Below are 26475 nucleotides of genomic sequence, written 5' to 3' on the forward strand. Positions count from 1 at the left end.
TTGGAGGATTAAATGTTAAAGTTACAAGAGTACAGACATAGTATGGAGCAGATAGCTTCAAATTTAGAAGAATTGAGGGTTTCTCTTTGACATAGCTTCATTGATGGAAGAGATACAAATTAATGAAGAAAAGATGAATAAACAAGACTTTTGGGACGATAATGAAGTCGCTCAAAGAGTACTTCAAGAAAATAAATCTTTAAAAGAGACACTAGAAGAATATGAAAGCTTAAAAAACTTATTAGAAGATATAGAAGTATTGATTGAAATAGGTCTAGAAGAAGAGGATGATTCTGTAGAAAGAGATATAGAAAAGTCTATAGAATCAATAGAAGAAAAATTATCTGAAATGAAAATAAAAACTCTTTTAAATGGAGAGTATGATAAAAATAATGCTATATTATCTATAAACGCTGGTACTGGTGGTTTGGATGCTCAAGATTGGGCTCAGATGCTTTTGAGAATGTATATAAGATGGTCAGAAAGTAAGGGATATAAAGTTAAGCTATTAGATATAATATCAGACCCTGAAGCGGGAATAAAGACAGCTACAATTCTTGTAGAAGGAACAAATGCTTATGGGTATTTAAAGAGTGAAAAAGGAGTTCATAGGCTGGTAAGAATATCTCCATTTGACCCATCAGGAAAAAGACATACCTCATTTGCATCTATAGATGTAACACCAGAGCTAGATGAGAATATAGAAGTAGAAATTAATCCATCAGATTTAAAGATAGACACATATAGAGCATCTGGAGCTGGAGGTCAACATGTAAATACGACTGATTCAGCAGTTAGAATAACACATATTCCTACAGGTGTAGTAGTCCAGTGTCAAAATGAAAGGTCTCAACATCTAAATAAGGATAGAGCTATGAGACTTTTAATGGCAAAATTGATAGAATTAAAAGAGTTAGAACAAAAGGAAAAAATAGAAGATATACAAGGAAAATACTCACAAATAACTTGGGGTAGCCAAATTAGGTCATATGTTTTTCAACCATATAAGTTGGTTAAAGACCATAGGACAAATGCTGAGTTTGGAAATGTAGATAGTGTAATGAATGGAAATATAGACTTGTTTATTAATGAATACTTAAAAATGAATAAAACAGTTTAATAAATATGCACTGTAATTAAGATATATGTATAAGAAGGTTAGTGCTTACTATGCACTTACAGCACTTAGGCTGAGGACGACAACCCTCAGCCTTCGTTCTGTTTTGTTATACTTATGAAAAAACTAACATTAGGAGTGAATAAATTGGATATAAATCAAATATTAAAAAAAGAATTTAATCTTAGAGATGAACAAATAAATAATACATTAAAGCTTATTGATGAAGGGAATACAATACCGTTTATAGCTAGATACAGAAAAGAAATGACTGGCGAAATGAGTGATGTTACACTAAGAGAATTCTATGAAAAATTGATGTATTTGAGAAACCTTCAAAGTAGAAAGGATGATGTAGTTAGGCTAATAGATGAACAAGGTAAATTAACTGATGAAATAAGCAAAAATATAGAAAAAGCAAAGACACTACAAGAAGTAGAAGATATATATGCTCCATATAAGCAAAAGAAAAGAACTAGAGCAACAATAGCAAAAGAAAAAGGATTAGAAAATCTAGCATTGTCAATACTAGAGAATAATTTGGATAGTATAGAAATAGAGGCAAATAGCTATATAGATGAAGAGAAAGAAGTTTTTTCTGTTGAAGATGCGTTAAAAGGTGCTAGAGATATAATTGCAGAATTAGTTTCAGATGATGCTAAGATTAGAAAATATATAAGAGAATTGGCTTTAAGAGAAGGAATGATAGTTAGTAAAAGTTCTACTGATGAGAAATCGGTTTATGATATGTATTATGACTATAGTGAAGCAGTAAAAAGCATGGCTCCACATAGAGTTTTGGCAATAAACAGAGGAGAAAAAGAAAATTTCTTAAAGGTTAAGTTAGAAATAAATAATGATAAAGTTTTAAATTACATAATAAATGAATATGTAAATGATAAAAATTTCAAAAATAAAGAAGAAATTGTAAATTCAATAGAAGATTCTTATAAAAGATTAATTTTTCCATCTATAGAAAGAGAAATAAGAAATCATTTAACAGAAATAGCTCAAGAAAGAGCTATAAGTGTATTTGGAAAGAATGTTAAAAGTTTATTACTTCAACCGCCAGTTAAAGACAAAGTGGTTATGGGATTTGACCCTGCATTTAGAACTGGATGTAAAATAGCTGTAGTAGATAAAAATGGTAAACTACTAGATTATACAACCGTATATCCAACAGACCCTCAAAATGATGTAGAAGGAGCAAAGAAAGTTTTAAAAGGATTGATTGAAAAATACGATATAGATATAATTTCAATTGGGAATGGAACTGCATCCAGAGAATCGGAGACTTTTGTATCAGAAATGATAAAAGATATAGATAGAGAGGTGCAATATGTTATAGTTAGTGAAGCTGGAGCATCTGTTTATTCAGCATCTGAACTTGCAAATGAAGAACATCCAGATATAAATGTATCAATAAGAGGAGCTATATCTATAGCTAGAAGATTACAAGACCCATTGGCAGAGCTTGTAAAAATAGACCCTAAAAGTATTGGCGTGGGTCAATATCAGCATGATTTAAACAAAAAGAGATTAGAAGAAGTACTAGATGGAGTTGTTGAAGATTCTGTAAATAGTGTTGGAGTAGATTTAAATACAGCATCATACTCTCTACTAGAACATGTTGCAGGAATAAGTAAGGCTATTGCAAAAAATATAATAGCATATAGAGAAGAAAATGGAGATTTTACATCAAGAGCACAATTGAAAAAGGTAAAAAGACTAGGACCTCAAGCATTTACTCAATGTGCTGGATTTATGAGAATCTTAGAGGGCAAAAATCCACTAGATAATACAGGTGTGCATCCTGAAAGTTATGAGATATGTAAAAAAATGATTGAGATAATTGGATATTCTTTAGATGATGTAAAGAATAAAAATATAGAAGAAATAGATGAAAAAATAAAAGAGATTGGTTTGAAAGACTTAAGTGAAAAACTGGAAGTAGGGCAAGTTACATTAAAAGATATCATAGCTGAAATCAAGAAGCCAGGAAGAGACCCAAGAGAAGAAGGTATAAAACCTATACTGAGAACTGATGTCTTAAAAATTGAAGATATACAGGAAGGTATGACTTTAAAAGGTACAATAAGAAATGTTGTAGATTTCGGTGCATTTGTAGATATTGGAATAAAAAATGACGGATTAGTTCATAAATCAGAAATGAGTAATAGTTTTGTAAAAGACCCTATGAGTATTGTTACAGTAGGTGATATAGTAGATGTAAAAGTGATTGGAATTGACTTAAACAAAAAAAGAGTAGCTTTATCAATGAAAAAATAGATAAGTTTATATATGATTATAATGCTTGAACTCTATGTCTGCAAATGAAATTCATAGAAGGTACAAATATTAAAAAATTTTAAAAGTGTGTTGTAAGGAAATAATGTTAAAAAGAAGTACAATAGTCTTGAAAATCAGGAGGAAAATGAATGATTTTTATAAAAAATGGTAAAATAAACACCATAACAAATGGGATAATTCATGGAGACATCCTTATAGATGAAGGAAAAATAATAGAAATTGGAGAAGATTTGATAGCGCCTTTAGATGTGGAGGTAATAGATGCTAGTAATAAACTTGTGTTTCCTGGATTTATAGATGCTCATACTCATTTAGGTTTATGGGAAGATGGTATAGGGTTTGAGGGAGCCGATGGAAATGAAGAGACTGACCCAATAACACCACAATTAAATCCTATAGATGGAATTAATCCAATGGATAGAACATTTAAAGAAGCCTTTGAAGGTGGCATAACTTCTGTCTGTACAACTCCTGGAAGTGCAAATGTTATGGGTGGGCAATGTATAGCTATAAAAACGTATGGAAAAAGAATTGATAAAATGGTAATAAAAAATCCAGTTGCATCTAAAATAGCTTTTGGAGAAAATCCAAAGAGCTGTTATGGTCAGGATGATAAATCTCCTCAAACTAGAATGGCTATAGCAGCCTTACTTAGAGAAAACATAAAAAAAGCAGAAGAATATCTAGAAGATATTGATATGTATGAAAGTCATGATGACGAAGACTGTGAAAAACCTGAATATGATATAAAAATGGAAAGTTTAATACCTGTGCTGAGGAGAGAAATTCCTTTCAAGGCACACGCTCATAGAGCTGATGATATTTTTACAGCAATGAGAATTGCAAAAGAATTTAATTTAAAACTTACATTAGACCATTGTACAGAAGGTCATCTTATTGTAGATGAATTGTTGGAAGAAGGATTTCCTGTGATAGTAGGTCCATCTTTATCAGAAAGGTCTAAATTTGAACTTAGAAATCTGACATTTAATACTGCTGGGATACTTTCAAATGCAGGTCTAGATGTATGCATAATGACAGACCACCCAGTAATACCAGTTCAATATCTTCCTATATGTGCAGGTATAGCAGTAAAACATGGTATGAAAGAAGAAAAAGCAATAGAATCAATTACAATAAATCCAGCTAAGGTTTTAGGTATAGAAGATAGAGTAGGTTCTATAGAAGTTGGTAAAGATGCAGATATAGTAATTTGGGATAATTCGCCACTAGAAATTCAAAGTAATGTACTTTACACTATAATAAATGGTAAAGTAGTGTATGAGAAAAAATAACTTGACAATTATTAAAAAATTAACTAATATGAGGATGTAAGGAAAATTAAAAATCAAAGAAGATCTTCGGGGCAGGGTGAAATTCCCTACCGGCGGTATAGCCCGCGAACTACTTATGTAGTTGATTTGGTGAGATTCCAAAGCCGACAGTAAAGTCTGGATGGGAGAAGATATTTATGGAATATAAATAAGTTTATTTTAGTTTGTTTAAACTATATCCATAAAAACTCGAAGATGGGGTCTTCGAGTTTTTTGTTTTTCCTAAAAAATATAAATATATTGATTAGGAGGATAATAATTATGCAAAACACAGCAAAAAAAAATAATATGATTTCAACAAGAACTTTAGTAGTAATGTCAATCTTATCTGCAATATCTTATTTATTAATGTTTATTCAAGCACCGATACCAGGTATATTTCCGGATTTCTTAAAAATTGACCTATCAGATATTCCCGCAATATTTGGAGGAATGTCCTTAGGACCATTAGTTGGATTTGGAATAGTTGTAGTAAAAAATGTGTTACAAGCAATAACAGCAACAACAACTGGAGGGATAGGAGAATTTGCAAATATATTAATTGGTGGTTCTTATGTAATGATACTTTGTTATTCATATAAGAGAAGTAAAGATTTAAAAGGTGTGTTAATTGGTTTTGTGTTAGGTACAGTAGCTATGACTATAATTGGTTCATTAGTAAACTATTTTGTAATGATGCCACTTTATGGTCAATTTATGGGATTAAATGCTATAATAGGACTAGGTTCAGCTATAAATCCCCAAGTTCATGATTTATTCACTTTTGTAATTTGGATTATAGCTCCCTTTAATGTATTAAAAGCTGTAATAATATCTTTAGCAACATTACCACTTTATAAGAAAATGGGTAATATAATAAAAAAATAATTAGACAAGAAAATATAAGATTTTAAAATTAAATGTATTGAATAGCCATAATTTATTTATAATTTCAGTCCTATGCTGTGATTGATATATTAAATATATTATGGCTTTATTAATTTATCAAAAAATGTATATAAAATAAGAAATATTTAGACAGATTTAATTTTTAAAATAAAGGAAGAATTAAAGCGATTAACTATTAAAATACGAAAAAGGTATCTACAATATACAGAGCGAATTCATAATAAACAAAAAGTAAAGTTATTATTAAATGTATATAAAGATTAGTAATCAAATTTTTAATAATAACTAATTTAATAATGATAGGAGTGTATATTCATGAACTTATCTAAAAAGATAAAAAAACTATTTTTAGATGATAAAGGGTATTATTTTAATAGTAATTGGGAAAATATTCATATTGGTATTTATGATACAAAGTTAGGAGATTCTTTAAAGTATATCACTAATGAATATATTGAAAATATGGAAAGGGTAAAATACGATTATCGTGAATTAAAAAATATAGAAAATCAAACTGATGGTATGTGTATTTTAGCTATAAGGCAGAATTATAAGGCACTAGAGTATGTAAAATGTCAAACCGAAGAATTATGTCTAGAGGCAATAAAGTACAACTATAGAGCACTTGAATATGTAAAAGAACAAACAGAATATCTATGTCTTGAAGCTATAAAAAAAGATTGTAATGCACTTAAGTATGTACGAAATAAAACAGAGGAACTTATTGTAAAAGCAATAAGACACTCTTCCAATATAGATGTTGTAAGTATATTAAAGGCTTTGGAGGTTCAAACAAGAAGTATATGTTTAGAAGCAATTAAAAAAGATGGCAGGTGTCTTGCATATGTTAGAGAACATAGTGAAGAATTATGTATAGAAGCTATTAAGCAAAATTATAAAGCATTAAAATATGTACAAAATCAAACAGAAAAAATGTGTATAGAAGCTGTGAGGCAAAATGGTATGGCATTACAATATGTAAATAAACAAACTGACAAAATATGTATAGAAGCTGTTAAACAAGATGGTAGAAGTATACAATTTGTTAATAATAAGACAGAAGAAATATGTATAAATGCTATAAGATATTTAAATAAAAGATATAATATTAAAGACGTGCTACTCTACATAGATAACTATACAGAGGATATATGTATAGAGATTGTAAGACAAAATGGGAAGATGCTTATGTATATAAAAAATCAAACGGAAAAAATGTGTATTGAGGCAGTAAAAGAGAATTATAAGTCTCTTAAGTATGTAAAAGAGCAATCTGAGAGAATATGCAAAGAAGCATTAAAGCAAAATTATAAAGCAAAAGAGTACGTAAAAATTGCCATTGATGATTGTATGTAAGGTGTAGATATAAGTTATCAATAGTGAAAGATAAAAAAAGATAAATAGAAGTACTTTATAATCATCTAGCCTTATACTATAATTAATTAAGCAGTGATATAAATTCACATGACGATTATATCAAAATGGAGATGAATTGATGGTAAAAATATATTTAGAAAATGAAAATAAAACTAGAGAAATAGGATATAAATTAGGTAAACTTTTAAAAGAAGGTAGCGTTATCTGTTTAGTGGGAGATTTAGGAGCTGGTAAAACTACAATGACACAAAGTTTGGCAGATTCATTAGGGATAAAAGATTATATAACAAGTCCTACATTTACTATAATAAATGAATATGAAGGAAAAATACCTTTGTATCATTTTGATGTTTATAGAATAGGTAGTAGTGATGAGATGTATGATATTGGATATGATGAATATGTAAACTCAAAAGGAATATGTATAATAGAATGGGCTAATCTAATAGAAGATATACTTCCAAAAGAATATTTAAATATAGAGTTGAGATACAAAGATGAAGGAAGAGAAATGATATTAACTCCAAAAGGAGAGTTTTATAAAGAGATAGTTGAGGAGTTGACTAAATAATGAAAATACTAGGTATGGATACTTCTTCTATGGCAGCAAGTGTAGCAGTTGTAGAAAATGATAGCTTAATATGTGAATTTACAGTAAACAACAAAAAAACTCATTCGCAAAAGCTTATGCCGATGATAGAAAATATGTTGAGCATGAGTGATTTAAGTATAAAAGATATGGATTTGTTAGCTGTATGTATAGGTCCAGGTTCGTTTACAGGTCTTAGAATAGGTATGGCTACAGTAAAAGCTATGGCTCATGTAAATAATATACCAATAATAGCAGTGAATTCTTTAGAATCTCTAGCAAATAACATGAATTTCTGTGATAGAAAGATATGTTGTATATTAGATGCACAGAAAAATCAAGTTTATTCAGCTAAATACAAGTTTAAAAATGGAGAGCTTATAGAATTAGATGGTGTTGATGTTGTAGAGTTTAATACTTTAGTAGAGGAAATTGTATCAAGTAATGAAGAATTTATAATAGTTGGAGAAGCTGTATACAAATATAAAGATAAGCTAGAGAATATAAAAAACATAAAAATATCTTCGCCATCTCACAATGTATCTAATGCAGGAAGCTTATGTTCTTTGGCATTAAATAAATATAATAAAAATATAGATGTACATACTTGTTATACAATAAACCCTATGTACATCAGAAAATCTCAAGCTGAAGTACAATATGATGAAAAAATGAAGAGGTTAAACAATGAAAGATAATACAAAATTAATAGTGGATGATATAAAAATAGAAGAAATGACCGTTAAAGATATAGATGAAGTTTTTGAAGTAGAAAAAAATTGTTTTGAAGATTATTGGTCGAAAGAGTCTTTTAGAAAAGAGTTGTCTAATGAAGTAGCAAGGTATATAGTAGCTAAGTTAGATGGAAAAATTGTTGGATATGTGGGAATTTGGCTTATACTTGATGAAGGGCATATAAACAATGTGGCTGTCCATAGTGACTATAGAGGCAAAAAAATAGGGGACAAGTTGATAAAAAGTATAGTTGATTTATGTAAAGATAATAATATTTCATCTATTACATTAGAAGTTAGAGTATCAAATAAAATAGCACAAAATTTATATAGAAAATATGGATTTAGAATGGATGGAATAAGAAAAGAATACTACAGTGATAATAAAGAAGATGCAATTATAATGTGGAACCAAATAAAAGAGGTGTAGAGTTTATGAGTGATATAATAACATTAGCTATAGAAAGTAGTTGCGATGAAACAGCTGCATCAGTTTTAAAAAATGGTAGAGAAGTACTTTCAAACATAATCTCTACTCAAATAGAGACACATAAAAAATTTGGTGGTGTAGTTCCAGAGGTAGCTTCAAGAAAACACGTGGAAAATATTGATATAGTTGTTCAAGAAGCTTTAGATAAAGCAAATATAGTATTTAATGATATAGACCATATTGCAGTTACATATGGACCTGGGCTAGTAGGAGCTTTACTAGTAGGCTTATCTTATGCTAAAGCACTTGCATATACTTTGAATATACCACTTGTAGGAGTAAATCACATAGAAGGTCATCTAAGTGCGAACTATATAGAGCATAAGGATTTGAAACCTCCTTTTATAACATTAATAGTATCTGGAGGTCATACTCACTTGGTTGAAGTTAAAGACTATGGTAAGTATGAAATTTTAGGAAAAACAAGAGATGATGCATCTGGAGAAGCATTTGATAAGATTTCAAGAGCAATGAATTTAGGTTATCCAGGAGGTCCTATTATTGATAATCTAGCAAAAAAAGGAAATAAGCATGCTATAGAATTTCCAAGAGCCTATTTAGAAGAAGATAGTTATGATTTTAGTTTTAGTGGATTAAAATCTTCTGTGCTAAATTACCTAAATGGAAAAAGAATGAAAAATGAAGAAATAGTAGTTGAAGATGTAGCAGCATCTTTTCAAGAGGCTGTGATAGAGGTTTTATCTACTAAGGCACTAAAAACAGTAAAAGATAAAGGATATAATATCATAACTCTTTCTGGTGGGGTTGCTTCTAATTCAGGGCTTAGGGCTAAAATAACAGAGCTTGCAAAAGAGAGTGATATTATTGTTAAATATCCTCCTCTAATTTTATGTACAGATAATGCTGCTATGATAGGATGTGCAGGATATTATAATTTTATAAATGGTAAAATACATGATATGAGTTTAAATGCAGTTCCAAATTTAAAGATAAATCAGTAGAATAAACTAAATTTATAAGTATGTTAAGTCATTGTTTCAAAGAAGTAAATAGAAGTAAAATTAAATATAATAAGAATCAACATAGTATCTATTAAACTTGGAGTAAAACTACGTATAACCTTTATATTCTAATGAATTGCAACATATTTAGGGTATAAAGGTTATCTTTGGTTTGAATTTGCTTCAAGTTTAATTTTTTTGTAGAAAGATTATTTTAAAAAGTGGGTAATATACCCTTTTTTTTCGTTATTAAAAAGTTTTATACTAATTATAGAAAGTATAAGGAGGGGAAGAGATGAGTCAAAGTAAAGAAGACAAAATAAGAAGTATTTTGAAAGCAAAAAATATTAAGTCGAATTTTCAGAATAAAGAAAATTTAAATGAATTTAATGAAAAAAAAGCAAGTAAAAGAGCAGAAGACTTATTAGATGTATATTATAATACATTGTCTACTGCTGATATGGAATTTCCATATTGGTATAATAGAGAATATAGAAAATCGGATGGTGATATACCAGTAGTTAGAAGAGCTAAAGCTCTTAGAGCTGCTTTTTCACATATGACACCAAACATAATACCTGGCGAGAAAATAGTAATGCAAAAGACTCGTCATTATAGAGGCTCTTTTCCAATGCCTTGGGTAAGTGAAAGTTTCTTTGTTGCTCAAGGAGAACAAATGAAAGAAGAAGCAAAGAAGTTAGCCAGTAATACAGCAGATGAGCTTACAAAATTTGGGTCTGGTGGAGGAAATGTTACTGAAAGCTTTGGAAATGTCGTTTCAATAGCTGGTAAATTCGGAATGAGAAAAGAAGAAGTACCTGTACTTGTAAAAATGGCAAAAGAATGGGTTGGAAAGTCTGTTGAAGATTTAGGTTTTCACTATGAAAAAATGATGCCAGATTATGATTTAAAAGAAAATCTAATGAGTACGCTTATATGTATGTTTGATTCAGGGTATACACTTCCTCAAGGTAGAGAAGTTATAAATTATTTTTATCCTTTAAATTATGGGTTAGATGGAATTATAGAAATGGCAAAAGAATGTAAAAAAGCAGTTGCAGGAAATGCATCTGGAGATGGGCTTATTGGTATGGACCGCCTATATTTCTATGAGGCCGTTATTCAAGTTATTGAAGGATTACAAACTTGGATTTTAAATTATGCAAAACATGCAAAATATTTAGAAAGTATAGAGACGGATTTAGGAGCTAAAAAAGAATATTCAGATTTAGTGGAGATATTAGAGCATATTGCACATAAACAACCTCGTACATTTAGGGAAGCTCTTCAGTTAACTTATACAATTCATATAGCATCAGTAAATGAGGATGCTATATCTGGTATGTCTATAGGTCGTTTTGGTCAAATTTTATATCCTTGGTATGAACAAGATATGGAAAAAGGACTAATTACAAAAGAAGAGGTTATCGAATTATTGGAGCTTTATAGAATAAAAATCACTTGTATTGACTGTTTTGCCTCAGCAGGTGTAAATGGAGGAGTGTTATCAGGAAACACATTTAATACGTTATCTATAGGTGGATTAAGAGAAGATGGTTCTACAGGAGCTAACGAGTTAGAAGAGTTATTATTAGAAGCAAGTATGAGATGTAGAACTCCTCAGCCTAGTTTAACTATGTTATATGATGAAAAGCTTCCAGAAGATTTCTTAATGAAAGCTGCGGAATGTACAAAGCTTGGTTCTGGTTATCCAGCATGGGTGAATAATTCAAATGGGACAACCTTTATGATGAAACAATTTGCTGATGAAGGTATGACTGTTGAGGAAGCAAGAGCATTTGCATTAGGTGGATGTTTGGAAACATCTCCAGGGTGTTGGAAACAGTTGACTTTAAATGGAAAGACATATTCTATTGCAGGAGGAGCAGGTCAATCTGCTGGCTCTGGAGTCCACTTTATAGCTAATCCTAAAATCTTAGAACTTGTTCTTATGAATGGTAAAGACCATCGTATGAATATACAAGTATTTGAACCTCATAATAAGTCACTAGATACTTATGAAGAAGTTATAGAAGTATTTAAAGATTACTATAAACAAGCAATAAATGTTTTAGAAAGAGCAAACAATATTGAGTTAGATATATGGAGAAAATTTGATACTTCTATAATAAATTCACTATTAAAGCCAGATTGTTTAGACAAAGGTCAACATATAGGAAATATGGGGTATCGTTATAATGCAACATTAAACGTAGAAACTTGTGGTACTGTTACTATGGTCAATTCATTTGCAGCACTTAAAAAGCTTGTATATGATGACAAAACGTTTACAATAGAGGAGATGAAGGATGCCATATTAAATAATTTTGGATTTAAAGATGCATTAGAAGTAGGAAATTACTCTATGGCAGACCAAATAAAAGTAGATAAGACTGGTAAGTATGATGCTATTTATAAGGCTTGTCTTGATGCACCTAAATATGGAAATAATGATTTGTATGCAGATAATATTCTTAAAAACTATGAGGTATGGTTATCAAAAGTATGTGAAGAAGCACAATCTTTATATGCTAAGAAGATGTATCCTTGCCAAATATCTGTTTCTACACATGGACCACAAGGGGCTGCTACGTTGGCTACTCCAGATGGTAGACTAAGTGGAACAACATATTCAGATGGTTCAGTTTCTGCATATGCAGGAACAGATAAAAATGGTGTATATGCATTATTTGAATCTGCAACTATTTGGGATCAAGCAGTAGTTCAAAATTCTCAGATGAATTTAAAACTTCATCCAACAACTATAAAAGGACAACAGGGTACTCAAAAATTATTAGATTTAACAAGAAGTTATTTAAGAAAAGGTGGATTCCATATTCAATATAATGTTGTAGATTCAGAAACATTGAAAGATGCACAAAAAAATCCTGATAATTATCGTCAATTAATGGTACGTGTTGCTGGATTTACTCAATATTGGTGTGAATTAGGTAAACCAATACAAGATGAAGTAATTGCTAGAACAGAGTATGAAGGGGTGTAAAATATGAGAAAGCATAGTGATTGTATGAATTTTTGTGCAGTAGATGCAACCAAAGGAATTTGTAGATTATCAAAACAAATGATTAATTTAGATGATGAAGCATGTCCAGAAATAAAAGCAATGCCAAAATGTAAAAATTGTAAAAATTTTGTTGATGTTAATGATGAAGGCATAGGTAAATGTGTTGGTTTAGAGAAGGAAGATTGGGTATATTCAACATTGAATGCAATTACTTGTGAAGGACATGTGTTTAATGAGTAGTCAAAATCAACTAGAGGGAATGATTTTTGATGTACAGAGTTTTTCAGTCCATGATGGACCAGGTTGCAGAACAACTGTATTTTTAAATGGATGTCCACTTAGCTGTAAATGGTGTGCAAATCCAGAAAGTTGGACTGTTAAACCACATATGATGTTTAGTGAGTTATCATGTCAATATGAAAATGGATGTACCGTATGTCATGGTAGATGTAAAAATGGTGCATTAGGTTTTGACCTTGATAATAAGCCAATCATAGAATGGAGCATATGTAAGAACTGTGAAAGCTTTGAATGTGTCAACTCATGTTATTATAATGCGTTTAAATTATGTGCAAAACCTTATACTGTAGATGAACTTGTAAAGGTAATTAAACGTGATTCTAATAATTGGAGAAGTAATGGAGGAGTAACGTTTAGTGGAGGTGAGCCACTACTTCAACATGAATTTTTACATGAAGTATTATTGAAATGTCATGAGGTAAATATACACACTGCCATTGAAACAAGTGCATGTGTATCAAATGAAGTTTTTAATAAAATATTTAAAGATATTGATTTTGCATTTATTGATATAAAGCATATGGATAGAGAAAAGCACAAAGAACAAACAGGTGTGTATAATGATTTAATACTAGAAAATATATCAAACCTTGCAAATTCTGATTGGAAAGGAAGGTTAGTACTTAGAGTTCCAGTTATAGCAGGATTTAATGATAGTACTGAAAATATAAGTGATATTATATCTTTTATGCACAAAAACAACTTGGTAGAAATTAATTTATTACCATTTCACAGGCTAGGAGAATCAAAGTGGATTCAATTAGGCAAGGAGTATGAGTATTCTGATAAGGGAGATGTTGATGAAGAGCATCTTGAAGAATTACAAGATATATTTTTGGATAATGGTATAGCTTGTTATGTTGGTCATGAGACAGCTTTCTAAAAGTAAATAACATAAATTTTAATTAAAAAAGGATGTTACACTAAAAGTTAGAGTGACATCCTTTTTTGTGTAAAAATAATTAAGTAAAGTTTTGCCTGTTTTATATATTTTTTATATATTATTTATATTGCTTCATATCTATAAAGATAGCAACGGGTAGATTGTGCATAAGTACATAAGTATATGAACCGTAATATGTAAGGTATAATGAAACACTTTGCATATTACGGTATTTTGTTGACATAATATATAAGAAATGTAAGCACTATTCCTGTTATTATTACTACTGCAAAAGATAGCGATACAGATAAAATGATTGGACTTAATTTAGGCGCTGATGATTATATTACTCAACGATATACAGCTCATGCACTTTTAGCTCTAGATGAGATGAAGTGTAATTTTATTGAGATGCTAGAAACCGCAAAAGAATTGAATGTACAGATACCAAATATGAAAATACTAGATTCTTTAATTCGTTGAAAAGAGAATTTATTTATAAATAGTTATAATTATATTAAAATAAAGACGTCAGCTAATCTATGCTTTCGCCTTTATTTATTACTTTTTATAAAGATTTTATAAAATGCTATTAAATTTTTTCTCTAGAAATATATAATTTTGAATCTTCTGATTCATCTTCATACTCAATTCCCTTATTTTTTTTCATAATTATGTATAGAGGTGCTATTAATAACATTGCTCCCAATCCGATTAAAACTCTATTTTGAGTTATAGGTTTTGCCATATCTTCTACCCAAGCTTGCTGTAGCAACCATAAGCTACCTAAAATAGCTACTGTTGGTATAACAGGTCCAAATGGAATCTTAAAAGAAGCTTGAATGTCTGTTCTTTTTCTTAAAACTATTACTGATAAACAAGTTGGTATATACTGAGCAAATCTTGCAATTACACTCATTACTGCAAGCTGTTCAAAACTTCCAGTCAGTACAAGTGGTATACAACAAATTAAAGATATTATTATTGCTACATATGGAGCATCATATTTATTTGTTTTTCCTATAAATGCTGGAAGAGAACCTTCTTCTGCTAGAGAAGAACCACATTTAGGAGTTACTATTGAAGAACCTATATTTATGCCAAATATAGATATTAATGTTGCTATAGATATAAAGACCTTACCATAGTTACCTAAAAATACACTTGAAGCATCTGCAATTGGAATACTATTTTCAAATAGTTTATCTCCAAGTATACCCATACAGACAACTTGGATTAAAATATAAATCATTGCACATATAAATATTGTGGTTATTAATGCAATTGGAAGATTTTTTTTAGGATTTTCCATCTCTCCACTTGCTACAATAAATGATTCAAACCCAGTAAATGCGTAAAATACTAATATAATAGCGGGACCCATACTAGAGTTAACTACATTACCTGAAGGAACAATGTTTTCAAACTTTATAAAGAAGATTCCGATTATTACGAAAACTATTAGTGGTACTAATTTAGCAATAGTTATTACATTATTCATTATCTTTGTGCTTTTAATCCCAAATAAGCTATTTATTGAAAGTAGTGTTACTAGTGCTGTTGCTGTATAGCCCTTGTATTCAGTGGCAGCCTCTGGCCAAAATGAACCTAAAGCTGTTGCAAATCCTACTGCTAGAGTAGACCATGATATAATTCTTATGACCCAAGACATGGTACCAACTTCAAATCCTATAAAATTACCAAAAGCTTTTTTGGAGTATAGATATGCACCTCCATTTTTATCAAACATACTTCCAACTTCTGCAAAACATAAAAGTATTGACAGAACTAAGAGTGTAGCAAAAATATATATAAATATACTATTTTGATTTGCTAGATTATAAACTTTACCTGGTAGTAAGAATATACCTGAACCTATTATGCTATTAATTCCTAATAATATCATACTAAATAGACCTAATTTTTTAGCTTTTTCCATATTAATTTATCTCCTATTCTTTTAATAATTGCAGTACTAATTAAAATATAAAGTATTCATTACATGCATCATAACACCTATTGGTAAACAATCTTCATCTATATTAAAGTTAGAAGTATGTAGAGGTGAAATTAATCCTTTTTCTTCATTTTTACATCCTAAATGAAAAAATGCTCCCTTGCAATGTTCTGTGTAGAAAGAAAAGTCTTCACCACCTAAAGAAGGGTTTGGTCTCAATATAAACTTTTCTTCTCCAAGTAATTCTTTCGTGCTTGAGATAACAGTGTCTACTAATTCTTTTTCATTTATAACAGCAGGATAATTTTCATCACTTACATGTAATGTTCCAATACATCCAAATGCAGATGCAGTATCTTCAACGATTTTAGTTATCTTATCAATCACAAAGTTTCTTGTTTTGCTATTTAATGTTCTTAAAGTACCTTCTAGCTTTACATCTTCACATATTACATTGTGTGCATCACCACCATATATTTTACCTATAGTTAAAACAGCAGCATTATTTGGTTCTAAGTTTCTACTTATTATAGTTTGTAATGATGTAACAATTTGTGAAGCTGTAACTATTGCGTCAATACCATTTTCAGGATATGCACCATGAGCTCTTTTACCCTTGACATTTATTTTTATAGTGTCAACACTAGCATTTAATGTATCATATTTTGTTTCAATAAATCCTGTTTCAATATGTGGCATAACATGAAGACCAAATATATAATCAGCTTTAGGATTTTCTAAACATCCATCTTCAACTAAGAATTTTGCTCCTCCAAAACCTTCTTCTGCTGGTTGAAATAAGAACTTTACATTTATATTTAATTTATCTTTTATTGAATGTAAAACTTTACATGCTCCAAGTAGCATTGATGTATGTGCATCATGACCACAAGCGTGCATTTTTCTAGCATGTATTGATTTATAAGGTATATCATTTTCTTCTTCTATAGGAAGAGCATCCATATCTGCTCTTATACAAATTGTTTTATTTGCATTTTCTTTTAAGATATATGCCATAATCCCATTGTGTTTTGTAAATTCAACATAATCAATTCCTATTTCTTTTAAATATGAAATGACTTTTTGCTTGGTAAGTTTTTCTTCAAGAGCTAATTCTGGAATTTTGTGTAATTCTCTTCTTACATTTATTAGCCAAGGTTTTATAGAATTACAGCTTTCTATTACAAAATCTTTTACTAATTCTTTAGTTTGATATTCTAATTTTAAAGACTGTTGCATTTTTATTCCTCCAATTACTTTTTATTGTTTGTTTAATATAATAAGCAATTATTATGCCATAATTTTCAATGAGTACGTTTTATTTTTTATAAGAATTTTGAATAAATAAAATCATTTGTTTATCTTCAAAGCATGAAAAATGATTTTATAATTGCAATTTTTGGAGAAAATTATTGTTTTGCATAAGAATAATCTTGTATAGTAGTTTATATGAAAATAATAGGAACTATTATATTTATCCCATTCCTATTAATTCCCATTAATTATATACATAATAAAAGATTATCTTTATATATTTGAAAAATAAAAAATCTATTGAGAAAACATTTTGTTTCTAAATAGATTTCTTTAATGGATTGTAAATAGATTGTAGATTTATGAATCTTCATATTTTAATTTATTGTAAAACTTTTCTCCTTTTTGAGTTATCTTACTTCCATATCTTCCTGAACCACAAATTATAAGTTCTTCTTTTTTTAGATATTCAAATATTTTTTTAATTTTTCCCTCTGTAATTTGAATGTTCTTATCGAGTAGTGTCTTTAAAATTAATCCCCTACCGATACCAACATCTGATTCCTTATTTAAAATTAATATCTCTAGTATATTTAATATATCATTCTTATTATATTTTAATTTTAATGATGAATTTTTGTTATCTAAAGTTTTTAAGTTTGGAGGTAAATCTCTTTCTAGTATAATATCATCACACATAATATTTAAATAGGATGTTACATTTTGAAGTTCTCTTATATTTCCTTTCCACTTATAGTTTTGTATAAGTTTTTTTGCCTCTGGTGTAATTACTAATTTCTTATTAATTAAATCTTCCATGATAATTAGTATATCTTCTTTTCTTTCCCTTAGAGGAGGTATATTTATGGGAATTGTATTTAATCGATAATATAAATCCTCCCTAAACTGGCTATTATCAATCATTTGTTCTAAGTTTTTATTTGTAGCAGATATGATTCTAACATCTATATTAATTACGTTGTGAGAACCAACAGGCATTATTTGTTTTTCTTGAAGAACTCGAAGTAGTTTTGTTTGTAATTCTAAGGGCATATCACCTATTTCATCTAAAAAAATTGTCCCATTATTAGCAAGTTCGAATAGCCCTTGCTTTCCATCTTTTAGACCTCCAGTAAAAGTTCCCTTATCATATCCGAATAATTGGCTTTCTAATAAGTTTTCAGGAACAGCTGCACAATTTACTGCTATAAAGGGTTGTTTTTTTCTATTTGAGTTGTTATGTATAGATTGAGCTATTAATTCTTTACCAGTTCCACTTTCGCCTCTGATAAGTATGCTTAAGTCGGATTTAGAAACTTTCTTAGCTAAATCTATGCATTCAATCATCTTAGGGCTGTTTGTTTTTATATCCTTAAATGTATATTTTGCTATTTGTCCTTTTTCCCTTAATTTCTTAGTAAGGTTTTGTTCTAGTTTTTTTATGTATGTTATTTCTTGTAAACTATAGTATGTACCCATTTTTTCATCTCTATTGTATATATTTTTTTTATTTACATTTATATATTTTTTATTGAATATAATAACTTTGTCTAATATTTCCTTTTCATTTAATAAAACCTTTAAACTATCTGTAAATATTTCTTCAATATGCTTTCCATATATATCTTCTTTTATGTCTAAAATATCTTTTACTTTACTATTATATGTATTTATTTCACCATATTTTGAAGTAAACAGTATACCATCCTTTGATAAGTTTAATATTGTATCTAATTCTTCTATCTTCAAAAATAATTCTTTATATTTATCTTTTATACCAGTATCTAAACTTATTATTTTTTCTGAGTATTTAACTAGATTAGATTGTATTTCCTTTGAATCAATTTGTAATAAATTTATTATTTCTATAAATGAGGAGATATCTATATATCTATGACCCAAATCAAATATATCTGAGATAAAGCTAGGTACTTTTTCTGGAACTCCTGGAGTTATAGCTATTTTTATATATTTATAGTTATTATTATTCATATATGGGATTGGTCTAATATTAGTTACTCCAATTTTATAAAACAAACTTATAGTTTCTAGAGTAGTTTCATCAGAATCATTTACGATTAGAGCATTTGTACCCTGTGGTAAAGATAATAGATTATATATTTTATCTTCCTTAAAAGTTCTTCTTATCACAATAACTTTTTTCTTATCTAATATATTATTTATAATTTTGTCTAATCTTTCTGCTGACATTACTAATATCACATCATCATTTATAATATCATTATCATTTATCTCATCTATAAAGTATTTATTAATATTTATATAATCTCCAAAAACTAATTTTAAATTATTTTCTAAAAAATCTATTAAATCTTTTCTACTATCATTTACTAGAGCCACTGATTTTTTCATTGATTTCTAAAAACTTCCTCCTTATATAATAAATAGTTTTAAACAAAATAGTTGTATAAAGCTATTTGATTTTGATAATTTAAATTTATCAAATAAAAAAGAAAGTGTCTATAATGACTTTACAAAAGTTACATTAAGACACTTTCCTTCTTATAATTAAATCTTGCCACCAAATCCCCCTAATTGTTGCTTAAAATTCAAACTGTATGTATATTTTTCATTTCTATTCGATTAAATCATAATATACACCCAAAAAAATTTATTTTAATAAATTCTATTGATAATATAATTTTATAAATATAGAGTTGTATTAAAATAAATAATATATGAAAATATATATGTATAAGTTTATTCTGAGTGAGTAGAATAGATTTGTCAAGTTTAATTTAGTTGTAATTGTGTCTTTTGTTAAAAATAATATAAATTAAAAGATATAAATAAAATATTTTATATAATATACTATAAAGGAGATAAGTTTAATGAAAGCAGAAGAAACAAGTATATATCCAATTATTAAAAATAATTTAAATAAAATATCAATTGTTGAATATAAAAAGGGTCAAAGGTTTGTAGCATCAGATAAAGACTTACAAGAAGTCTTTTTTATAATAGAGGGAATTGCTTTAGTGGAATGCACCACTAGAGGAGGAAATAAATTTCTTGTTGACATTGTACCTGAAAATGAATTTATAGGTAAAATCAGTTATATATATGAACATAATTTGAAATGTGATATATTTGCAAAGACTAATATAAAATTATTTCGATTTGAAAAAAAAATATTTGAAGAGTTTTATCTTAAACCAGATTTTATTGCACTATTTCACAGCAAATGTACAAGAAGAATATATGAGCTGTATAAAACTAGAATGGTAAGAGAACTATTTTCTTGTACAGAAGTCATTGCCTATTGTATATTAAACAAACAAGAAAATAATATCTGTAATATAAAAGTTATTCGTAATTTCAGTGAAATATATTCTATTAGTAGAAAGAGTAGATACCATTCTCTGTTGAAGTTAACTGAAGAAGGGATAGTAAAAAAAATAGGTAATACATATGAAATTTTAAATTATGATGAGTTACATAGATTCGCATTTGAAGTAAAAGAGTTTTTGGAAGATGAATAAAGATTATTATTTAATCAAAATAAGGTATAATAATTTCTGCAAAAAATAGAAATAGTCTCACTGAAAATTAAAAATACTGAAGGACACTTATTTATGTAGGTGTTTTTTAATGATAAGATGTGATTATAATGTAAAAAGTAATAAATAGGTAAAATATGTAATAATTATATATTATAATAATTTTAGCAAGAAGATGTAATCTATAATTTATAGAGTGGAGTTCATACAAAAGATTATCCTCCCAACGTATAGAAGGGAGGTGAGTATGTATGGATAATTTTTTACAAGGTGTACTAGAAAGACTATCTGTTAGTTTGATAGTTTGTCTAGTTAGCAATTTACTTAAAAAACGTAAAAAAACACTCAAAGAGCCAACTGAACTATACCCACTGTTTTATACAGTTAAAACATGTAAAAGTAGTTATAAAGTACTAGTGTCAATCATTAGTACTTTTTTTATTATACTCATATAATTAATATCTATATTTTAAAGTTTACTATCTAAAAAAGAGCACGTCAAATAAAACCCTAGATATTTAAATTTTTTTAGAGCTACTTAAAATAAATTATGCTATCTCTGTATTTAAATATTTCCTAAATTCAAGTGGAGACATAGAATTTAATCTCTTTTGATATCTAAAATTATTGTAGTAATATATATAATCCTCTATTGCTTTGATTAATTGTTCGTATGTATCAAATTTCCTTAAATAGTACATTTCCACCTTTAAAATTCTCCAAAATCCTTCCATAGGAGCATTGTCAATACAACGACCAACTCTTGACATACTTTGTATCATACCTTGTGCTAAAAGTTTTGATTTAAACACCTTACTAGTATACTGAAAACCTCTATCACTATGAAAAATAGGTTTTGCATTTGGATATAGTTCTATTGACTTATCAAAAGTTTCGAACACTAAGTTATTGTTATTTGATTTTCCAATAACATATGAAATTATACTTCTATCGCCTAAATCTAGAATTGCACTTAAATAGGCCTTCGTCCCATTGGTTAATTTAAATTCAGTTACATCTGTTAACCATTTTTGAGAGGTTTTATCTGCACTAAATTTTCTACTTAATACATTTTCAGCAATTACTTCTGGTGTACATTTAACATAACTGAATTTCTTTTTTCTACAAACAGACCTTGAGCCTACGGCTCTCATTAGTCTGTATACTCTCTTGTGATTGACATTGAGTTTATACTCTCTGTTTAACTGCAGAGTCATCCTTAAAGAGCCAAAAACCCCCTTCTTTTCTTCATATATCTTAGTTATCAAAGCTGCTAGTTTAATGTTTTCAAGTTCTAAATTACTTTTATCTCGACCAAGCCATTTATAGTATCCAGAACGATTTATTTTAGCGATTTTACATAATTGTATAAGCGAAGCTTTTTTTTCATTGAATAAGGATTGAATCGCTTTATATTTATTTTCATTCTTGGATAGTATAATTACCACCCTCTTTCTATGTTTTTTAACTTTTTTAAGAATTCATTCTCCAGTTGTAATTTGTGTTTTTCTTCTTTTACAATTTTCAATTCCAACTTTATTTCATCTAATTGAGTTAACTCATCTTCTTTTTTTGCTTTACCTCTTCGGTCTTCTAAACCAACTATCCCATTTTCTTTATATTTAAGAGTCCATCTTCTAACTTGGCTGTATGAAACAAAGTATTTTTTTGCTATTAAATTGTAATTAAAATCATGTTCAATACAATCTTTAACAATTTCAACCCTTTCATCTAATGTTGTTTTTCTAGTCTCCATAAAGAGTCCTCCCTTCGGGGTTTCTTTTATTTCCTTATGAAGATTATACTCTTTAACCCAAGCTTTTAGTGGATGAACTGATCTCATTTTATATTTTTTTGAGATAGTGTCATAAGATCCTTCCCCATTTAGATAAGATTCTATAGCATTTAATTTAAACTCTTTAGAATAGAATGATTTGTGACTTTATTTTATTAAACCATCATTTCCAAAAGTTTCATAATTTCGCATCCACTCTCTGAATGTACGTTTTCCAATATTTAATTCTTCGATTATTTTTATTACTGTATTTTCACCTTTTAAATATGATTCAATTGCTTCGATTTTTTGCTCTGATGATACTTTAGTTTTAGACATAACAAAACCCTCCTAGTTTTAGACAGTTTTACATATTTCAACTGTCTCATAAGAGGGGTATAGTTCAAATTAGAAAAAATATTGTTTATATAAAATAAAAAATAAAAATTTTTATTAAAAAAATGAAAAAAAATAGATTTTCATTTTCCAGTAAATCCACAAAATTCTCTATCTATAAAAAAAGAAAAAAGGTTTGAAACTGTAAGTATAGTAAACCTAGGCAAATTTGATATTAAAAAAGAAGGAGAGAAGGTAAGAGAAATAACATTTAAACTATTAATTAAAGCATTAATTATATACACTAAAAGCACTCCTTTGCAGTAGTGCTTATTTTTTGTAATTCATTAAGATATAAAACTTATCAAGGGGATTACTTAACATATCTTAAAAACGATTTAAATAGTTTTTTTTAACAATTTAAATTAATGATATAATAAAAAATAGAAGTGTACTACCAATACACTTTTATAGTTGCAATTAAGCATTCTCAAGTCAGGGAGTATTTTTTTCATCAATAATTATTAAATCAATTTTATTATATTTTAATATTTCTGTTGTAGTATCAATAAGATTATCTAAATCAAAACTTCGAGTTATTTCTAGTTGCTTATTATTTAAATGTAGATAAAACTAAAAAGGGTTCTTCTAGAAAACAAAATCTATTTAATTATACTTACTTAACAATATCATCACTTGATGTAAACAAGGTTCTACCACATTTTCTCCATACTCTAGTATAAAATCATTTAACTGTGTATCTATAAAATCACAATAATCATATGAACTGCCAATATAAGCAGTTAACATATGAGTACATTTATCCATTTTATCTCTAAACATATATTATTATCCTCCTAAAAAATTTTCATAAAACAAAAAGAATATGTCTTTTTGGCAACTGGCTGACATAATTTATAAGAATTTTATAAATCTTAGTCCCTATAGCTTTGCGTCACTAAATTTCTCTAGTTTTGCCGATTTAGTTTTATTCTACAACTAAAATAATACAATAGAATTAATTATTATTCAACATACTTGTTTGAAAATTGAATAAATTTATAGATATGAACGTTATTTTACTTCAAAAAAATCAGACTAAATATGTAGAATATATGGTAAAAATTACCTGTATCATTTGAAATTAGAAGGTTCTATCATTAATTTAGATTAAAAAATCTGAGGGAGTGACACAAAATGGAGCAACAAGAAGTAGTTAACAAACTACGTAGAGGAGAACTAATATTGATGGAATATATGTGAAGGAAAAAGTCTATTATATCTAAAAAAGAAATAACAGAAGCAATGAAAGAAAGAAATGGGTGGAGGAAAAGTACTACAGAAATTCTATTAAAAAGATTAGTAAAGATGAAAATATTAAATAAGAAAAGGATAGGTTTTCAATATAATTATGAAGTGCTAGTAACTAAAAAAGAGTATTTAAATACTAAAAAAGAAGAAAGAGATATTAGTGAGTATGATAACTTTTTTATACGAATGTTTGCAACTATGCATAGAAAAGAAGAAATGACGGAAGAACAAATAAAAACATTTATAGAAAACATGCAAAAATCAGGAAAAAAATAATCTTAAATGCTTAATAGAAAAGAGGAAATATATTATGCTAAATAAAAAATTACCAGATGCAAAGTTAAAATTCATGAAATTCATTTGGAACTCTGGTTATAAAACTGTAATATCAAAAGATGTTTTAGATGAAATAGAAAAAATATATGTCTAGAAACATACAACTACAATTACACTTTTAGCTAGACTAACTAAAAAAGGTTTTTTAATATCTCAGAGAATTGGAAAACATGTACACTATACCATATTAGTGAAAGAAAAAAATATCTAAAAGTAGAAGGTAAAAGAATTTTTTGAGGTTTACATAATAATCATTTATAAGAACTAATTTCAAAGCTACATTTCAAAGCTACATGATAAAGAGGAAATAACAGAAGAAAAGATAATGGAAATAGGAGATTGGATAAAAGGTTGGAAGGATGAAGATTAATAAATAAAAGGTAGCACTTATATTAGTAGCTACCTTTTTGTTGTTGTGGATAATTTTGGGGATAAGTTGTGGAAAACTTATGTAAAAAATGTGGATAAAATATTTTACTGACATTTAACTGACATAACTACATGAAATAAGATATAGAATGTTGAAAAAACAATGTTTATTGATAAAAAATAGATTATATAATATTTTTACAATTTATAGCATCGTTATTAGTCAATTTCTTTTACTATATTAATAGCCCACTTTTTAGATAAGGCTCTAGGAACACCAAATATAAACTTAACAACTTCCTCGCTATAAGTTAGTAGGACAAGTATAAATATAGGTGCACCCTTAAATGCAGCTATAAAAGTTAGAGGAATAGAAACTAGCCACATACATCCTAATTCTAGAAATAGAGCATATTTAGTATCTCCTCCACTTCTTAAAATACCAATTATAACCAATGTATTAAAAGATTTAAGAGCCATTAGTATTCCCATTATAAAAAATATCTTAGTTATATCAGAAGCTAAGCTATCAGAAACACTAAACATTTTTAATAATAATGGGATATTTAAAATTAAAATAATTCCAAGTATTAATCCAGCTGAAAATACAAGTATAGAAAACTTTTTAGCATATTCAATAGCTCTTTTAATATGGTCTGCTCCAAGTTCATTTCCAAGCATAATAGATGCACCAGATGCAATACATACAGCCGTCATTATGAAGAAATTGCCTGTACTGGTTGCTATCTGGCTTGCTGCTATAGCAGAAGTACCTGCCCTTGCATATGCAACAGAATATAGGACAGTCCCAACTGCCCATACAGAGTCATTTACAAATATAGGAAAGCTTTTTGATGAAAAAGATTTTATAAAAATCTTATCAATAGCTTTTAGACTTTTCAGACCAAACTTTAATATATAGTCCTTTTTATAAAAATAAACATAAGTAATCATTAAAATTAATTCACATATTCTAGCAATAACAGTAGCTAGAGCAGCTCCTTTTACACCCAATGCAGGAAGACCTAAGTTACCAAATATAAATCCATAATTTAAAATAACATTTGTTACAAGAGCAAAGGCACTACAAATCATACCTAACTTAGGGTTTCTAACACCTCTTGAACCAGTACTAAATACAGTACTTACAGCAATTAATGGATAACTAAATACTGCAATACTAAAGTAATCTATACAAAGTTTTACAACCTCAGAATCATACGAAAATATGTGTATAATTGGTTTTGGTGTTAGTAAAGCAGGAATAACAAATATAAAACTTAAGATAATGGCCAATACACAAGTAAGACCTGTAACTTTTCTTATATTACTGATATCCTTCTTTCCATAAAATTGTGAAATAAAAACTCCAGCTCCTCCCGTAATACCAGATAAGGACATATTAAAAAGAAAGAAAAATTGGTTTGCAACTCCAACTGAAGCTACAGATGTTTCACCCAAACTACTTATCATAATTGTATCTATTACGTTTACAGAAGTAGAAATTAAGTTCTGTATAATGATAGGTATACATAAAGATAGAAGTATTTTATAAAATCTTTTATTTTCGTCTTTTAAAGAAAATAGTTTTTGCAAGTAATCCTCTCC

General features: G+C 28.2%; 20 protein-coding genes, 4 pseudogenes and 2 riboswitches. Of the genes and pseudogenes, 17 read left to right on the top strand and 7 right to left on the bottom strand.

Annotated features, from left to right (window positions below; translation table 11 throughout):
- Positions 1–12: 12 nt before the first annotated feature.
- The 13 genes and pseudogenes from prfB (at position 13) to JJC02_01345 (ending at position 14390) form a co-directional block, all read left to right on the top strand.
- Positions 13–1120 (top strand): peptide chain release factor 2 gene (prfB, locus tag JJC02_01285; protein UDN54862.1). Its coding sequence is split into 2 segments (ribosomal slippage): positions 13–87 and positions 89–1120, totalling 1107 coding nucleotides; the frame shifts between segments, so codons are not numbered across the junction.
- A gap of 144 nt (positions 1121–1264) precedes the next feature.
- Positions 1265–3406: an RNA-binding transcriptional accessory protein gene (locus tag JJC02_01290; protein ID UDN54863.1), complete on the top strand. Its 2142-nt coding sequence runs from the start codon at positions 1265–1267 to the stop codon at positions 3404–3406.
- Positions 3407–3555: 149 nt separating this feature from the next.
- Positions 3556–4722, top strand: a complete 1167-nt coding sequence (locus JJC02_01295; protein UDN54864.1) for an amidohydrolase — start codon at positions 3556–3558, stop codon at positions 4720–4722.
- Between the two features lie 58 nt (positions 4723–4780).
- Positions 4781–4898: riboswitch (FMN riboswitch) on the top strand.
- Between the two features lie 124 nt (positions 4899–5022).
- Positions 5023–5628 carry an ECF transporter S component gene (locus JJC02_01300; GenBank protein ID UDN54865.1) on the top strand — a complete coding sequence of 202 codons (606 nt, stop codon included), beginning with the start codon at positions 5023–5025 and terminating at the stop codon, positions 5626–5628.
- 336 nt (positions 5629–5964) lie between these two features.
- Positions 5965–7005 carry a DUF4116 domain-containing protein gene (locus JJC02_01305; GenBank protein ID UDN54866.1) on the top strand — a complete coding sequence of 347 codons (1041 nt, stop codon included), beginning with the start codon at positions 5965–5967 and terminating at the stop codon, positions 7003–7005.
- Between the two features lie 139 nt (positions 7006–7144).
- A complete protein-coding gene (gene tsaE / locus JJC02_01310; GenBank protein ID UDN54867.1) occupies positions 7145–7597 on the top strand; it encodes a tRNA (adenosine(37)-N6)-threonylcarbamoyltransferase complex ATPase subunit type 1 TsaE in 453 nt (150 codons plus the stop codon).
- Positions 7597–8313, top strand: a complete 717-nt coding sequence (gene tsaB, locus JJC02_01315; GenBank protein ID UDN54868.1) for a tRNA (adenosine(37)-N6)-threonylcarbamoyltransferase complex dimerization subunit type 1 TsaB — start codon at positions 7597–7599, stop codon at positions 8311–8313. Before tsaE ends, tsaB begins: the two co-directional genes overlap by 1 nt.
- On the top strand, positions 8303–8779 hold the full coding sequence (rimI, locus tag JJC02_01320) for a ribosomal protein S18-alanine N-acetyltransferase (protein UDN54869.1): 477 nt from the start codon (positions 8303–8305) through the stop codon (positions 8777–8779). Before tsaB ends, rimI begins: the two co-directional genes overlap by 11 nt.
- 5 nt (positions 8780–8784) lie before the next feature.
- Positions 8785–9801, top strand: coding sequence for a tRNA (adenosine(37)-N6)-threonylcarbamoyltransferase complex transferase subunit TsaD (tsaD, locus tag JJC02_01325; protein ID UDN56357.1), 1017 nt, complete (start codon positions 8785–8787; stop codon positions 9799–9801).
- A gap of 295 nt (positions 9802–10096) precedes the next feature.
- Positions 10097–12805, top strand: a complete 2709-nt coding sequence (hpdB, locus tag JJC02_01330; GenBank protein UDN54870.1) for a 4-hydroxyphenylacetate decarboxylase large subunit — start codon at positions 10097–10099, stop codon at positions 12803–12805.
- A 3-nt stretch (positions 12806–12808) separates the two neighbouring features.
- Complete coding sequence (gene hpdC / locus JJC02_01335; protein ID UDN54871.1) at positions 12809–13066, top strand: 4-hydroxyphenylacetate decarboxylase small subunit; 258 nt, start codon at positions 12809–12811, stop codon at positions 13064–13066.
- A complete protein-coding gene (hpdA, locus tag JJC02_01340) occupies positions 13059–14009 on the top strand; it encodes a 4-hydroxyphenylacetate decarboxylase activase (GenBank protein ID UDN54872.1) in 951 nt (316 codons plus the stop codon). Before hpdC ends, hpdA begins: the two co-directional genes overlap by 8 nt.
- Positions 14010–14255: 246 nt before the next feature.
- Positions 14256–14390, top strand: a pseudogene (locus JJC02_01345) (DNA-binding response regulator).
- A gap of 211 nt (positions 14391–14601) precedes the next feature.
- On the opposite strand, the gene JJC02_01350 reads toward JJC02_01345, so the two are convergent.
- The 3 genes from JJC02_01350 to JJC02_01360 all read right to left on the bottom strand — a co-directional run bounded on the left by JJC02_01350 (position 14602) and on the right by JJC02_01360 (position 19593).
- Entirely contained in the window at positions 14602–15948 is a 1347-nt protein-coding gene (locus JJC02_01350) for an amino acid permease (GenBank protein UDN54873.1), read from the bottom strand.
- 36 nt (positions 15949–15984) lie between these two features.
- Positions 15985–17205, bottom strand: coding sequence for an amidohydrolase (locus tag JJC02_01355; protein ID UDN54874.1), 1221 nt, complete (start codon positions 17203–17205; stop codon positions 15985–15987).
- A 375-nt stretch (positions 17206–17580) separates the two neighbouring features.
- Positions 17581–19593, bottom strand: coding sequence for a sigma 54-interacting transcriptional regulator (locus JJC02_01360; GenBank protein ID UDN54875.1), 2013 nt, complete (start codon positions 19591–19593; stop codon positions 17581–17583).
- Positions 19594–20072: 479 nt separating this feature from the next.
- On the opposite strand from JJC02_01360, the gene JJC02_01365 reads away from it, so the two are divergent.
- On the top strand, positions 20073–20723 hold the full coding sequence (locus JJC02_01365) for a cyclic nucleotide-binding domain-containing protein (GenBank protein UDN54876.1): 651 nt from the start codon (positions 20073–20075) through the stop codon (positions 20721–20723).
- 269 nt (positions 20724–20992) lie between these two features.
- Positions 20993–21196: a hypothetical protein gene (locus JJC02_01370; protein ID UDN54877.1), complete on the top strand. Its 204-nt coding sequence runs from the start codon at positions 20993–20995 to the stop codon at positions 21194–21196.
- Between the two features lie 93 nt (positions 21197–21289).
- Here JJC02_01370 and JJC02_01375 read toward each other — a convergent pair whose 3' ends face one another.
- The 3 genes and pseudogenes from JJC02_01375 to JJC02_01385 all read right to left on the bottom strand — a co-directional run bounded on the left by JJC02_01375 (position 21290) and on the right by JJC02_01385 (position 23694).
- Positions 21290–22189, bottom strand: coding sequence for an IS3 family transposase (locus tag JJC02_01375; GenBank protein ID UDN54878.1), 900 nt, complete (start codon positions 22187–22189; stop codon positions 21290–21292).
- Positions 22183–22854 (bottom strand): annotated as a pseudogene (locus JJC02_01380) (helix-turn-helix domain-containing protein). The gene JJC02_01375 and the pseudogene JJC02_01380 overlap by 7 nt, the downstream one beginning before the upstream one ends.
- Before the next feature lie 663 nt (positions 22855–23517).
- On the bottom strand, positions 23518–23694 hold the full coding sequence (locus JJC02_01385) for a hypothetical protein (protein UDN54879.1): 177 nt from the start codon (positions 23692–23694) through the stop codon (positions 23518–23520).
- A gap of 50 nt (positions 23695–23744) precedes the next feature.
- A riboswitch (cyclic di-GMP riboswitch) is annotated at positions 23745–23840 on the bottom strand.
- A 208-nt stretch (positions 23841–24048) separates the two neighbouring features.
- Between JJC02_01385 and JJC02_01390 the strand changes: the two are divergent.
- Together JJC02_01390 and JJC02_01395 are read left to right on the top strand one after the other, a co-directional pair.
- A pseudogene (locus JJC02_01390) lies at positions 24049–24438 on the top strand (BlaI/MecI/CopY family transcriptional regulator).
- Between the two features lie 34 nt (positions 24439–24472).
- Positions 24473–24868 (top strand): annotated as a pseudogene (locus tag JJC02_01395) (BlaI/MecI/CopY family transcriptional regulator).
- Between the two features lie 218 nt (positions 24869–25086).
- On the opposite strand, the gene JJC02_01400 reads toward JJC02_01395, so the two are convergent.
- Complete coding sequence (locus JJC02_01400; GenBank protein UDN54880.1) at positions 25087–26463, bottom strand: MATE family efflux transporter; 1377 nt, start codon at positions 26461–26463, stop codon at positions 25087–25089.
- Between the last annotated feature and the right edge of the window lie 12 nt (positions 26464–26475).

The organism is Clostridioides sp. ES-S-0054-01, assembly GCA_021561035.1.
Lineage (GTDB): Bacteria > Bacillota > Clostridia > Peptostreptococcales > Peptostreptococcaceae > Clostridioides.